We start from the raw sequence: 15,835 nt of genomic DNA on the forward strand, positions 1-15,835 counted from the left end.
TTTCTGATAATCCACCATGATATCTACCAATTGAAAAACCAAATTTTTTCAGTAATTGGTATAATCGATCCACTTCTTTTCGTGTAGATGCATAGATAATCCCAGATTGATCCTTGTTTATTTTTAAATACTCTACTAAATACTGTTCTTTTTTTTGATCTTTGATTACTTGTAATCGCAAGTTTTCTCTTGCAAAACCTGTTTGGATATGATTGTTTTCAGGGATATTCAATAGTCTTTTTATATCTGATGCCACCTGAAGAGTAGCAGTGGCAGTAAGAGCCACGATAGTTGGACGGTTTGGTAAGGTTTCTAATACATTCGCCATCTGCAAATAACTTGGACGAAAGTCATGTCCCCACTGTGAGATACAGTGTGCCTCATCAATCGCAATCAAGGCAATACGCCACCGCTGCATAGCTTGTATGAAATCAGGCATGATAAACCGTTCAGGAGCAATGTACAGCAACTGATACTCCTCTGTGTCAAGTGAACGGAAACGTTGCGCAACTTCATACCCATCTAAAGAGCTATTGATAAATGTAGCAGAAATCCCTAACTGATTAGCCGCATCTACTTGGTCTTTCATCAATGAAATCAGTGGTGAAACGACAATTGTCACACCTGGCAAGGCTAAAGCTGGTAATTGATAACAAATCGATTTCCCACTTCCAGTGGGCATGATACCTAAAACATCTTCTTGATTCATGATCTTTTCAATGATCTCTTTTTGACCAGACCGAAAATGTTCATAACCAAAATGTTTTTTTAATAATTCATTCATCCATACCCTCCGTTCTAAAGATTTTCTGGCACTCATTACCAGTTGAGCTCTTCTTCTACTTCATACGTAAGCAAATGAGTATAATATCTCAAAAATCATTCTTTATTCCAAAAACCACATCTTTAGGTTTCCAAAGAAGATTTTCATGACAAAAAATAATTGCTCCATTATCTTATACTTGTCTATTTTACTTCTGGATCTCCTGAAGAGCAACCATCTTCTTGTGAAACAATCAGTATATATGAAACATAAAGTGCCGAAACCAGAATTTTTTAAAAGACTTTTAAAAGATTTTTAGCGTGATTCTTGAATTTTATCCCTGCGATTTTTTTAGTTCTCCACAGTTTAAAAAAGAGTATATTCTATTTTTCTTTACTCTTAACATATGTTCTATTTTTTTATTCTACTTAGTTGACCTTCATTCTTTGTTATTTCTATCCTATCAATTGATTGAAAAACTCTGATGTAGCAAAGCTGTTTTTAGAGTATTCTAACTTAGCTAGTGAAAAGGCGTTTTGTAAGAAATATTCGTTCATAACAAAAATAAATTTATTCAGTTTCACCTTACCAAAAATCATTTCTCTCATACCTTAAAAAAACAGCTTTCACAACGAGATAAATTTAATGAATAATAGTAAAGCGATGCCAGGCTTTTTATTTAATGATTTCATAGACACTCAAGGTCAACACCGATGGAAATCCACAAAAAAACAGTGTTAGGAATCTTCTACCTAACACCGCTTTACGTTCACCTAAATGAATATGAAACATCACTGATTATTTTTTCTTTTTAGATGCTTTTTCACGTGCATTTTTTTCTAGAATATGTTTTCTTAGTCGGATGCTTTCTGGTGTTACTTCACAGTATTCATCATCGTTCAAGAATTCTAAAGATTCTTCCAGTGTCAATTGTTTTGGTCTCTTGATCACGGATGTTTGGTCTTTGTTTGCCGAACGTACATTCGTCATTTGTTTTGCTTTTGTGATATTCACTGTCAAGTCATTTTCTCGACTATTTTCTCCGACGATCATACCTTCATATACTTCTGTTCCTGGCTCGACAAAGACTGTTCCACGTTCTTCAATACTCATGATAGAGTAAGTCGTTGCTTTTCCTGTATCAATCGATACTAAAGCCCCTTGGTGACGTCCGCCGATCTGTCCTGGAAGCATCGGTAAATATTGATCAAATGTATGGTTCATGATTCCGTAGCCACGTGTCATCGATAAGAATTCTGTTGAGTAGCCAATTAATCCACGAGCAGGTGTCAAGAATGTCAAACGGATCTGACCATTTCCTGTATGGATCATGTCTTGCATTTCGCCTTTCCGTTGGCTTAATGACTCAATCACGCTTCCCATATATTCTTCCGGGGTATCAATTTGTACACGTTCAAATGGTTCACATTTCACACCATCAATTTCTCTTTCAATAACTTCTGGACGAGAAACTTGCAATTCATAACCTTCACGACGCATATTTTCAATCAAGATTGATAAATGTAATTCTCCACGACCTGAAACTGTCCAAGCATCTGGTGAATTGGTTGGCTCCACACGAAGTGAAACGTCTGTTTGCAATTCAGCCATCAAACGTTCTTCAATTTTACGAGCGGTAACAAATTTTCCTTCACGACCAGCAAAAGGTGAATTATTCACTAAGAAAGTCATTTGTAGGGTTGGTTCATCAATATGCAAAATTGGTAATGCTTCTTGGTGATCGACAGGTGTCACTGTTTCTCCAACGAAAATGTCTTCCATCCCTGAAACAGCAATCAAATCGCCCGCTTTTGCTTCTTGGATTTCTAAACGTTTCAAACCGAAGAACCCAAAAAGTTTGGTTACACGGAATTTTTTCACTGTTCCATCAAGTTTGATTAATGCTACTTGGTCACCAACTTTGATCGTTCCACGGAAAACACGACCAATCCCGATACGTCCAACATAATCATTATAATCTAACAAAGAAACTTGGAATTGTAGGGGTTCGTCACTGTTATCTACAGGAGCGGGAATGGCATCGATGATTGTATCAAAGATTGGTTCCATTGTTGGTTGTTGATCTGCTGGATCATCTGATAAACTTGAAGTTCCATTTAACGCAGAGGCATAAATCACTGGGAAATCTAATTGTTCATCGTCTGCACCTAATTCAATAAACAATTCTAGGACTTCATCTACTACGTATTCTGGACGAGCTGAAGGCTTATCAATTTTATTTACGACAACGATTGGTGTAATGTGTTGTTCTAATGCTTTTTTCAATACGAAACGTGTTTGCGGCATTGTACCTTCATAGGCATCCACAACTAAAACAACACCATCGACCATTTTCATGATACGTTCAACTTCACCACCGAAGTCCGCGTGTCCAGGGGTATCCATGATGTTTACGCGAATACCTTTATAATCAACCGCTGTGTTTTTTGCTAAGATCGTAATTCCACGTTCTTTTTCAAGTGCGTTTGAATCCATCGCACGTTCTTGTAATTGTGTATGGGCATCTAATGTATCAGATTGTTTTAATAGTTCATCCACCAATGTGGTTTTTCCGTGGTCAACGTGGGCGATAATTGCTACGTTACGGATATCATTTCTTTTATTCAATGTATCTAACTCCTTTTTTTATCGGTTCTCTATGGCTGGGCAATTTTACTCGACTGTTTATTATACCAAACTTTTTTCATGAAATATAGTGAAATGTTTTCATTTTTTCGAGAAAGTTAATATTTTTACGTTTTTACATTAAAAATAGATGTAAAATCCCGAATTTATGTGCCAAAATAAATAGTCTATCCCTATCTAAAAACCTCTTCGATATGGGATAGACTGCATTTAAATTTTCCCTTCCGAATGGACCAATGAACGGATCTCATCATAAGCACGTGACGTTCCCGCTAAATAATACTCTCTCCCATGAAAACGTAATGGTTCTCCGAAAAGACCGCTATATTTCATTCCAAATTCTTCAAGCAACACATTCCCAGCAGCATAATCCCAAGGACTCAGATTCGAAATATAACCTATATGCTGTCCTTTTAGAATAGCAATCAATTCCAAACCTGCGCACCCCCACATGCGTACACCAAGGCTTCTTTCTCCAATCGTCCGTACATTGAACCGATTGTGACCAAACAAATAACTATTTACACCTAAGAGACCATTAGCTAACGATTGATCCTTTGGCTTAACTAAGCGAGACTGGTTCTGAAATACACCGATATCGTGACCACCCCAATAGAGTGTTTCCTTCATCACATCATAGATAAATCCTAGTCGGCCGCTACCGTCTTCATAAACAGCTAACATGATACAAAAATTTTCGCCTTCAACTACAAAATTCAAGGTCCCATCAATGGGGTCGATGATAAAGACTCGTCCCTTTAAACTTGATAATTCATTGTAACCATCTTCTTCTGCCAAAATTCGGGCTTTCGGATAATTTTCTTGGATTTTTCCAATGAGAAATTCTTGGATTTCACGATCCATGTTCGTCACGAGATCTTTGCGATTGTTTTTTTGTGACACAGTTAAGCTTTCACTTTGTTGTTTAATTTTTTTCCCAGCTTCAGTTAACCAACTTTTGATCTCCTCAATCAGTGTATCCATTCGATCACCCATTCATTTTCAACATTTTTTTTGAATTCTTTTTCGCCGCTTGTACTGTTCGATACAAAGAATACCCTGAAACTTTCTCAAATTCTCTACCTAAACGTTTTTCTTCACCAATCGATTGGATAACTGTTTTGAATCGTTGATAAGATTTCAAAAAAGCTTCATTAGAAATCCCTTGTTCATTTGCCTTTTCTAAGTCTTCCCACATCTTCATAACAATTACCATTTCCTCGGTTGTCCAATCTAAATCTAGTGGGTATTGATAGTCCTGCATCTTGATTTTCTCCTCTTTCTGGTAGTCCTACTTAGTTTATCACAGGATAAACGAATCCTCCAATAATTCCAGTTTTCAGCTTAGGTTTACATAACATTTTTACAGTTGCCACCTCTTTCTTTTTTCTTTCCTGCCGATACGATCATTCGGCTAGATATTCATATAGCCAATCATTTCATTGAAGATTTTACGGTACTTCGAAATTTTATATAAATTGTGAAATCATTGAAGTGAATACTGTTAATGTCTATCCTCCAATATAACATCCACCAAAAAATTGAAAAGCTCCACTTGCAATAGGCTTAACAAGAGTTATCGAAGCTTATTATGTATTTGTTTGAGATGTTAATATTGAATACTACTACCTGCGTGATTTAGTCAGTGGCGCCTCATTATTGTTCACAATTATTCTTTTCAATTTGTTTCTTTACTCTAAAAGTATACTTCGACTGAAATCGGTCAAATGATTTCAAACCTTAAGTATAGTTTTTATCATTGCTTCTAAACTCACTGGGACACATAATTTATGGTTTAATCAATCTTCGTAAATTAACTATTAATCGAACTCAGCTTGTCACCCCTCACTAGTGTTCCCTTTTTTTCTCCATCATGTTATTCCGTTCTTCTTTGTACTTGATGAAAAAATTCATATATCACTTGGTTAGTATAGTTGAAATTCTTTCTGATTCTGGGTTACTTGTGTTGAATTGGAATTCCCCTTAGTACTTCTTGCTATACCCCTGACTACAAGATCATGAAAACTTGGTTTTACTGTAGATTTTAGGCGTTCTGTGCCTACTGATTGTTCTGAGACAGATGGTGCGATACTTGGAACTGTATCAGTGACTAAATTTAAGGAACTTCTATCCACTGTGTCTTTTGCGATTTCTACAGTTTCTGTTACTTCTTTGTTTGTTGGATTTACACTTACGTTAGCCATTGTTATTGTTGTAGTTTGTTCCTGTGCCTTATTCAGTTGAAGATTTCTTTCGAAGATCCCTCCACCAAGTATGTGTCCCAATGCTAGGTACGTAAACATTTCCCAATTTCCTGATTTATGGTCAGTTTTATTATCATTAACACTCCGTTTTACAATTGGTCGTTGAGTAAATTCCCTACCATCAGCAAAATCTCTGAGGATGGTCATAATCATTTCTGCATCCATCAGCTGAAAATTCGCACGTAACATAGGGAACTGTATTATTGCTCTAGCTACAGCCTCTTTTGATATTGTTGGTATGTCCAACGATGTCGCCACATGACGTGCAAATTCCTTAAAATGCGTAGATTCTAACAAAGTAGTGCTCTCGTAGATACTTTTATAATCCATTAATACATCTTGCGCACTTTTACTAAAACCCTTATCGACGGAATGATAAGTAACCCAATCCTCTGAGTCCTCGAGGATATGTGTCATTTCATGTAAGATTACTTCACGTCCAACAGGCGTAGTTTCTATCGATGGATCAATGGCTGGATCCAAGTGGAATGCATCCGCATAAATAATCATTCTACATTCCGGATCAACTCTTTGAATTTGTGCCTCTATTAATTCTTTATAAACTGAATAATATTCTGTTGTTCCTTTTTTACGAACTAAACTAGTGGAAACAATCCAAATATTATCAAATCTATAATCTGCTACTTTTTGAAGGTAGGCTTCTCCTTTTCCAGCTATTGACCTCAGTCTCGTGATGATTTCTCGTAAGATTTCTTCCTGATTCGTTACCTTTTCTAGCTGAAAAAGTTGGATCAAATACTTCCCTTTTTTAGTTCTTGTAAGCATTTTTTTCTCTAACAAATCATCACATATTTTTTTTACTTTTTTACAGGTTCCCTGTGCTTCCTTAAAACCTGATATAAGTTTTTTTTGAAAAAGTTTGATATAAACTGGCGCTTTCTCTGACTTAAGACCAACATATACCCGAAATTTACGTTTAGGTTCTGCAGGTAAAGCATTACGAATCATCTTCTTTAAAATTTTTTGTATCCTTTTTTCGCCCTCAAAATAGATAGGAGGTCTCTCTGGCAGAAAAGCAGAAAATTCATCAAGAGAAACACTGGGATCTACGACTCTTGAAGGGCTATAACCATGTTCAACGGCAATTGCGTTTCTAAATTTCGTCATTTCCTTCGCATGCCCAGGCGATTTTGGGATCACATTAAAAGGTGGATACGTCTTCCAGGAGGCTGTTTTTCCCTTAGAAGACTTGGTTGTTTTTCTTCCCTTTGAAATCTTGCTTGTTTTTCTTCCCTTAGAAATCTTGGTTGTTTTTCTTCCTCTTGAAGGACTGGGTTCTTTTCCTCCTCTTGAAGGACTGATTGTTTTTTTCACTTTTCGTTGTCGCGCCATTGAATATTCAGAAAAGAAAGCTTCTAGTACTTGCTTTCTTTCTAACTCTGTCTCAAAACGAAATTGGCCTTTTCTTTCATCAAATCTCAGTGCTGTCATCGCTTCATTATAATCTTTTTTCACTAAATGATAGCGATTCAACTTCTGATCCAGTAAAATCAACGGAATGTAATGCTCCTTGATCTTGATGTAAGATCTGTCTGTTCCGTCCCACATCAAGCCATTTCTACTTTCCGAGGCAGAAATAAAAATAGGATTCTTTTGTGTTTCAAAGTGATCCAACTGCTCAACGATTTTTGTCTCTACCTCTTTGGGTATAGAGTGGGAAGTCGGGGCTTCAAAATACCATTCCATACCGTTATAGTTCACTGGTAAAAACTTTTTCGCCGCAGGATCCTTGATATACATTCGGACACCGTGTCCTTCGATGGACTGCATCCCCACCGGAATCAGTTTCCCTTTCATTCGAATAAAGCGTTTCGTCTCTTCCCCTTCTTTTGCGACTGTCGTGATCCTTCCTTCGCCATAGGCTTGGGGATCAGGATTGTTTTTAACGACATACATCTGATCTTTATCCAGTTTGAATTCTAAACGATCGATCAGTTCTAGTTGTTCTGTTGTAAATTTGGCAGGCCCTCTATAAGGTTCTAACTGTTTGCCTTTCAATACATACAAGCCACCAAATACCTCCGAAGTGTCCAAATTAGTCACCCGCATATATAGATCTCCACTCATCTTTTTTACGGGAACTTCCAAACCATTCAACTCTGCCATCACAATTTCTTTTTTCAACGCCTCTCGGGCTTTCTCCATGATCTCTATTTTTTCTAACAGAGCTTTGGTTTTCATTCCGACTCGAAATTCATTTTTGAACTTCAAGGCTTTCTGAATCACCAGTCGACCGCCACCTACGATCGTTTCAAATCCTGGATCAATCGCCTGTGCGAGACTCCAAACCAGTTTTCTGATTTCAGCGACATTCGGAAGAAAATGGCGACTATTTTTGATGACACTTCGAATCCCTCCTCGGGCAAACGCTCGAGCCACCCCTAACGCAAATTTCATATTGAGAGAAGTGATTTGTCCCACTATTGGAATGAAAAGCAACGCATCAATCGTACACGAAGTAACTGCTTCACCAGTATCTTGATTGATGATCCCTGTCACACAATCATAAAATGGGATGAAATGCTTGATGACCTCCCAAAGTTTTTCGGTATCCGATTTATCGTTTCCCGAATCGTAGAGTTGCTTGTACAATTGATCACTATGTTTATGACTCAATGTCTCAATCAACGGTTCCATTTCCACCCCATGGGATAACTTCTTGCTTCGATTCACACGAGCAGAGAATTGAAAGTATTTATCCCCGATGCGAATCTCATTTCCTACTTGTTGATACCCTTTCTCCCAAAGATCCTTCCGATTAAATAACCCATATTTGAAGTAGGATAAGGGATCTTGATCGACTCGATAAAGGATATAGCCCCCTTCTTCATCCAGTCTCTTCAATGCATACCAACGTTCTTCATTCCCTTGAACAGCCACAAACAGATCCGTTTTGTCGAGACTAAGCGTGGTATCCTCCCACGTCACTCGTCCTCTCAAATTAATCAGTAACATTCCACCTGTTCCTGGCGCACCACCTGTATAATGGGTTTCATTTTTCAACTCGGCAAATCCCTCGTAAAGGGTAGTCCCTCCCGAAAAAATAAACGCACGTTCCTCTTGATCAACTGCATTCAACGCAAATTCAACCAGTTTTTTATCAAAGGGAACATGGGCCTCGGAGACGTTTTTTGTCAATTTAGTATACACGTCTTCTATTTTCGGTTGAAACCATTCAATGTCTGGACATGGCTTGATCGAACCTTCAAGATACCTTTGTTTGATTTCATAAAAACTAAAGGAAGAGTCAAACCTATCGATACACGTCTGTGCCACAGTGGTGGCTAACGCCTCTTTTCGACGCCATTGAAGCAAGGCTTCTTGATAGGCTTTATACAAACGATTGAGCAGCTCTTGATGTTCAACCAGTTGAAAATAGCCTTCTTGTTGGTATCCTATAAATGTGCTGATCGCCACTTCTTTGTAGGTGCCCGTAGCCAATGCCTCCCGTAACAAATCCGGTTCTAGTTGAGCGACCGCAAGTAAAGAAGGCATCAGGAGATGGCGGAATTCTTCATAGCTGGTGATTTTTTTTTCAAGGATGGTTTGCCAAAAATGCTCCCCCATCAGTCGAGCTTCTTCTTGATTAAAGGGGTATTGGTACTCTCCTTCCTTTAAAATCTTCGCTCCTGTTAACTGCATCAAGGAGGAATAATCAGAAATCAACAAATCATCCGCTAAGCCACTGCTATCCAAAAAATAATTGGGTAACTCTCGCTGGAGGAATAAATTCCATAGCTTGTTAAAGAAAGTCTTTTCTTTTTGAGAAAGAGTAGAAACATCCAACTGAATCAATCCTTCTTTCTCCAAGTTTCTAACGGTGAATAACTCCCTCAAACGCCCCATGGTCAATTGATCGATATCAGGTGCCGACACAAGTTTTTTGATCATGTAGGCTTCAATCGAACTTTCTAATATTGTTTCAAAAGCCCATTTCATGACCGTTAATTCGGCATCTTTATTTGAGATCTTCTCTCCGTTTTTTCTGTCATGGAGGTGCAATGCTTTCAAAATCACTTGTGCCATAGACTGAAGTTTTTCATAATCGAAGACCAATTGGTTGTTTTCTTCTTTTGTGATCCGTTTTCCCATAGCGATCAATACTTCTTCTTTGGCTGGTTTCGGTGAGAGTATCTTCTTCCGTAAAAAAGCTTCCACTGCTTTTCGTACATGAGGATCCCGCCATTGAATGCCATCCCTCTCGATTTTGTTGTCTGTACTTATTGGTTGGGGCGTACTCACCTCTTCTGGTTGTGTTGTCGTTTCTGCGACCAGATCTAAAGCCTTCGGTTGAATGTCTTTCATTGTTTCATAGACCCATGATCCGACAGTTAGACCTGCTTGTTCCTCTGAAATTACTGCCTCTTCCCCCATTTCTAGAATAACTTTTGCAAGTTGTTTGACTTTCACCATATCCAGCATTGCGGGAGAGGCTCCTTCAAGGAGCACCCACTCACCGATTGTCTCTATTAATTCATTGGCATTAGATTCTTGACCGGCAATTCCTTTTTCAGTGAAGAAATCAACGATTTTTTGACGGATGTTCTCTTTTTGTTCACTCGTCCATTCAGGCGGATGGGACTCTTCCGTTGTCTCCTGAACTACTATCTTTGTTGGATCATTGGCATTTTCCCGCAAGAAAGCTTGAATCTTTTCATTGATCTCCTGAGTATCATTTCTTTCTACATCTAGCGTCACCTCTAATTCAGCCCCCTTAACATAAGGAGTCGTTCCGTTGACGTGACTGCTTTCTGTAGTTGTCTCGCTTATCTGGGTTTCATTGAATGTTAATTGGTTTTCCTCTAATTCTAGAGAAGGTATGCTAGTAGGTGGCAACGGCATGGCCTCGGCGCCTAAAAACTGGAGACCAATGGATTGTTGGAGAAAGCCATCAACTACTTCATAAAAATCTGTGGCTAGCTGCCAAACTTGAGGCAAAAAACTCTCTTTTTCAAGGCTCAATACAGACTCATTTTTCATCATCGTTTCAGGTGTCATTTCTAGTACAGGTTCCGATACCGTTTCAGGTATCATTCCTAATACAGGTTCCGATACCGTTTTGGGTGTTCCTTCTGGTTGTTTCTTTTTCGGTTGAATTGCTAGATTAGAAGATGGTGATTTCACCAGATAATTTAGGTTCTTGTCTAATAGTGGGTTAGAGGGAATTTGTTTTCCATAATCTATCGAAAAAGTTTGTAGTAACAAATCCACCAAATGCGACATCCAAGACCCACCACTGGCTTGTTCTTGAGTAGAAGCCATATTTTTATGTTGGTAAAAAAACTGGTATAATCGTTCCGTTAATCCATTCCAAAATGTTTCTGTCACTTGATTATGTATATGATCTGGGGTATCTATTGTAGCGTTATGTTTATTTTCAAAAGCTGCTTGAAAGGCTTTACTTAGTTTTTGAGCTGCCTCTTCCGCAGAAAAAGGGCGGAACCCATGTTCAGTTGTATTAGTCATGTAGTGAGAAGAAAAAGTTGGATTCTCACTTTCTTGTTTCATTCCTTGGTTGTTTTGTGCCTCAGCTTTACCGATTGCTTCTTGACAAACCGTGGTAAAACTCGTTTGTTCTACACTTGCTCCTGTGACGATCCAGGTCTTCACCTGATCGGTCCTTCTCGTGGTGGTACAATTCACCAGTTGGTAGAGGTCATGAACTTTCTGATGAAAAAAAACACTTAATTCATGTGCCCTCTTCGCTATGTCGACATCTTGTGGGGCGGACGCTGATGTCTGATTCCCAAACGTCTGATTCCCAAAAAGAAAACTCGTACTGGCAAACAGGGGAGCGATCGATGTTGTCGGTTGAGACATGGTCTGGTTCGTATTCAAGGACTGGATTCGCCCACGATTGATGGTGGAGGTTGAAACAAAGGAATGAATCCTTGTATGATTCGCTTCTCTTCTCACGTCAATCCGTGTAGTCGCTTCAAAGGCTGGAGCATTTTTTTTGATGACCGGCTGTTGTTCGGGAGAATCAACTAAGCGAACATTTCGAAAGATATGCGATAAAAAAAGTACTCCCTCTAATGTCAGTAAATTATCGGGGGCTGGTGTTTGTCCCATATTATTGGCAATATCGTTTAACCTTGCTTGGTCAAATCCTAACTTATTCTTGTCATTACGTTCGTTATTTGCTTTCCCAATTTTTTCTCTAAAGATAGCTTGTGGTATTCCTCCTTTGTTTGGCATCTGCGATTTCAGTTGTATCCTTCCTTTTTGTGGCATTTTTTCACTCCTTCATTGAAATTATTAGAATAATTTTTTGCATCTATACAATAAAAAAATCCCTCCTAAACTCCCCTCTCTATAATAATACAAAACCTCAAAGACACATTTTAAAAAAAACTTAAGACTCTTGAGTCATCAAAAATTTTAAGTGATATTTTGTAGTTTTATGCGTATTATTATAAATATACTCTGGGATAGAGATTTCATCAGATTTTTAATGGAGCTAGAGGCTAACATTCACTTCATTCTTTGCTAGCTTGTGCCTCTTTTTATCAACCCCAGAAAATAGTTTTTTCAGGTACGTGACTCCTCATTTTTCTTGAAATAAATATTTTATTGGTTATTCAAATTCAAGTTTTACTCATACGAAATCAAAAGACTCCCTTGATTCCTACATTTCACTTGCCTTCTTTAAAAATTAAGTCATCCATTCCATCTACTTTTTTAGAACTCCTCAGACAATGTTCACATTCTACCTGTTTCTGAATACTTTATTTTATAAAAAATTCTTTAGTTTTTGTGTTCATAAACCCGTAATAAAATCTATGTTCACTTAATCATTTTGGATAAAGTTATGTTACAAAAGATTTAAGTGAGAAGTAATTTTTTTGAAAATAGAATACGTTTGGTTATCAATCAGATTACAAATTTAGATTTACAAAAAGATAGTTTAAATAAACTTGATTGTGAGGAAATTTTACTAAGCATATTAGTAGTGCTAAAAGTAGTCGTCTAAGTTTAGAAATGGTAATCGACTTTGTTCATTTTGAAGTACACTTCATATATATTCAATTTGTTCATTTGAATAATTACTTAATAGATTCACCTCACTCACCGATGTTCCTGTAGATGTTCCTGTAGATGTTCCTGTAGATGTTTCTGATAGAATGATTGAATTTTTAGTATTAGCTATTTTACTTTCGATTAGATCAGAGGAATTTATGGAGGCTGTCTATTTAGTGTATGTAGTACTTGTTGATTCATTATTGTTTAAACTAGTTGTAAGGCTTGTTTCTTGACTACCACTCGTCTCTTTTCAGAGAAGAAGATACTATCTCATCGCTATTTAATCCACATCCTATGAGAAAAATTGCTATTAAAATAACCACCTGAACTATTTTTTCAAAAAAAAAAACTCTATTTTTATTTACAAAAATACTTTAACACTAATAATATGAATTCCATTTATATTTCCCTAGTTGTAAAATCATTAATAGTTTCATCTTCCTATAGTATTAAAGTTAACGAGACATTCTTTTTAACAAAAAACGCAGTCAAATGGTCAATGCCACTTAACTGCGTCAATATTTCCATCTTATTCTGTTAGATATGGATAGGTAAACCTAATGCTAATTCAGAAGCATCCATTGTAATCTCACCTAATGAAGGATGTGGATGAATCGTTAAAGCAATATCTTCGGCATTCATGCCGGATTCAATAGCTAAAGCCAATTCAGAAACCATATCACTTGCGCCAACTCCACCGATTTGTGCACCAATGATTACGTTGTCCTCATTTGTCGTCACTAATCGAATGAAACCTTCTGTTTTCCCTAAAGATAGGGCACGACCGTTTCCAGAGAATGGAAATTTGTAAGCTGTTGCTTCTAAGCCTGCTTCTTTTGCTTCCGCAATCGTCATACCAACAGAGGCTAATTCAGGATCTGTAAAAGCTACTGCAGGCATTGCTTTGTAATCCACTGCTACTTTCTTGCCTGAAATCGCTTCTGCAGCGATTTTTGCTTCATAGCTTGCTTTATGTGCTAATGCGGCACCTGGAACGATATCTCCAATTGCAAAGATGTTAGAAACATTTGTCCGACCTTGTTTGTCTACTGGAATCAGACCACGTTCGCCTACTTCGACACCTGCTTGTTCCAAGCCCATGTCTTCAGTATTTGGACGACGACCCACTGTAACCATGACATAATCAGCTGTCACAGTTTCTTCTTTTCCATCGACCGCATATTTTACAGTCACACTGTCGCCATTATCTACAGATTCTTTAGCCATTGCATTAGTAACTACTGTCACGCCTTTTTTCTTGAAGTCATCTTCCACTAGTTTCACCAAGTCTTTTTCATACGTTGGCAAGATTTGTGGGGAACCTTCAAGAATTGTGACTTCTGCGCCTAGATTCGCATAAGCAGCGCCTAATTCAGCACCGATAACACCGCCACCGATAATGACAAATTTTTTCGGTACTTCTTTCAATGCCAATGCTCCTGTAGAATCCAACACGCGACCACCAAATTTAAATCCAGGGATCTCGATTGGACGAGAGCCTGTTGCAATGATTGCATTGTTAAAAGAATAAGTTTGAGCAGAATCTGGGTGGATCACACGTAAAGTATGATCATCGACAAAGAAAGCTTCCCCTTCAATGACTTCTACTTTGTTTTTCTTCAATAAGTAGCCTACACCTGAAGTTAATGTTTTAACGACTTTATTGTCTTTCCACTCTTGCGTTTTTGTAAAATCTAGAGAGACATTTTCAGTTGTGACACCGAATAAGCTAGAATCAAGTGATTCTTGGTAATGATGACCTGCAGCAATCAAAGCTTTTGATGGAATACAACCGACATTTAGACAAACGCCGCCAATATATTCTCTTTCGATAATCGCTACTTTTTGACCCATTTCAGCAGCGCGGATGGCAGCTACATAGCCACCAGGTCCCGCACCAATTACAACTGTATCTAATTCAACAGCAAAATCTCCAACTACCATTTGTTTCTCATCCTTCCATCATTAATAGCTCTGGATCAGCTAATAAACGTTTGATGTTATTCATTGCTTGTTGCGCCGTTGCACCATCAACGATTCGGTGGTCAAAACTTAATGAAAGTTTCATCACACGACCTACAACAATTTCGCCTTCAGCGTTTACGATTGGTTGTTGTGCAATTGTACCTACACCTAAAATCGCCACTTCAGGATAATTGATAACTGGTGTGAACCAGCCGCCACCAACTGAGCCAATGTTACTTATCGTAATCGTTCCATTACGCATATCATCTGCTGCTAATTTCCCATCATGTGCTAATTTAGCTTTTTCATTGATTTCATCAGCAATAGCGAACATACCTTTACGATCTGCATCTTTTACGTTTGGTACATATAAACCGTGATCGGTATCTGTAGCAATTCCGATATTGTAGTAATTTTTATACACGATTTCTTGTTTAGCATCATCAATGGATGCATTCAAGATCGGGAATTTCTTCACTGTAGCTGTCAAAGCTTTTACAACGTAAGGTAAGAAAGTAAGTTTTGTGCCATTTGCTGCGGCAACTTCTTTGAATTTCTTACGATTATCCCAAAGATTTGTTACTTCCACTTCATCATGTAGCGTCACATGTGGCGCTGTTTGTTTGCTGTTCACCATTGCTTTGGCAATTGCTTTACGTGTTGGCGTTAATGCTACACGTTCTTCAAGATCCCCTAAGTTTGATTTAAAGGCTTTGGCTGGTGTAGCAGCTTTTGTTCCTGCTGGTTTTTCAGACGTTTCTTTAGCTGGTGTTGTTTCAGCTTTCGTCGCTGCTGGTGCAGCACCATTTGTTAAGAAGTTTTCAATATCTTCTTTTGTTACTCGACCACCTTTGCCTGTTGCAGGAACTTGGGAGATGTCAACGTCTTTTTCACGAGCAAATTGACGTACTGACGGCATAGCCAATACACGCTTGTCTGGATTAGCTGCTTCAACCACACTTGGAGAACCTGATGTTTCTACTTTTGGCGTTGTTGCTTCTGCTGCTGGTTTACTTGCTGACGTATTGTGTCCTGGTGCATCGATTTCGACTAATACGTCACCAACATTTGCAACTGTTCCTTCTGGAACCACGATATTTTTCACTGTTCCTGTGACTGGAGAAGGAATTTCTTCTACAGATTTGTCATTTTG

General features: G+C 38.1%; 7 protein-coding genes. All 7 read right to left on the bottom strand.

Translation table 11 applies throughout. From position 1 onward, the window contains the following. Nucleotides 1-784 (bottom strand): RecQ family ATP-dependent DNA helicase (locus A5844_RS01290; RefSeq protein ID WP_143353695.1); only part of this gene is annotated, 784 nt, incomplete at its 3' end. A gap of 777 nt (nucleotides 785-1,561) precedes the next feature. Continuing rightward, nucleotides 1,562-3,391 carry a translational GTPase TypA gene (gene typA / locus A5844_RS01295; RefSeq protein WP_086283259.1) on the bottom strand — a complete coding sequence of 610 codons (1,830 nt, stop codon included), beginning with the start codon at nucleotides 3,389-3,391 and terminating at the stop codon, nucleotides 1,562-1,564. Between the two features lie 228 nt (nucleotides 3,392-3,619). Continuing rightward, nucleotides 3,620-4,393, bottom strand: a complete 774-nt coding sequence (locus tag A5844_RS01300) for an inositol monophosphatase family protein (RefSeq protein ID WP_086283260.1) — start codon at nucleotides 4,391-4,393, stop codon at nucleotides 3,620-3,622. A gap of 4 nt (nucleotides 4,394-4,397) precedes the next feature. Then, nucleotides 4,398-4,673 carry a UPF0223 family protein gene (locus A5844_RS01305; protein WP_086283261.1) on the bottom strand — a complete coding sequence of 92 codons (276 nt, stop codon included), beginning with the start codon at nucleotides 4,671-4,673 and terminating at the stop codon, nucleotides 4,398-4,400. Between the two features lie 661 nt (nucleotides 4,674-5,334). Beyond that, the gene (locus A5844_RS01310; protein ID WP_086283262.1) at nucleotides 5,335-11,928 is read right to left on the bottom strand and encodes a hypothetical protein; all 6,594 of its coding nucleotides are present in this window, start codon (nucleotides 11,926-11,928) and stop codon (nucleotides 5,335-5,337) included. Between the two features lie 1,326 nt (nucleotides 11,929-13,254). Next, nucleotides 13,255-14,661, bottom strand: a complete 1,407-nt coding sequence (lpdA, locus tag A5844_RS01315; RefSeq protein WP_086283263.1) for a dihydrolipoyl dehydrogenase — start codon at nucleotides 14,659-14,661, stop codon at nucleotides 13,255-13,257. Nucleotides 14,662-14,668: 7 nt separating this feature from the next. Continuing rightward, on the bottom strand, nucleotides 14,669-15,835 hold a 1,167-nt coding region (locus A5844_RS01320), incomplete at its 5' end, for a 2-oxo acid dehydrogenase subunit E2 (RefSeq protein ID WP_086283264.1).

It is taken from the genome of Candidatus Enterococcus wittei (assembly GCF_002140175.1).
GTDB classification, from domain to species: domain Bacteria; phylum Bacillota; class Bacilli; order Lactobacillales; family Enterococcaceae; genus Enterococcus_B; species Enterococcus_B wittei.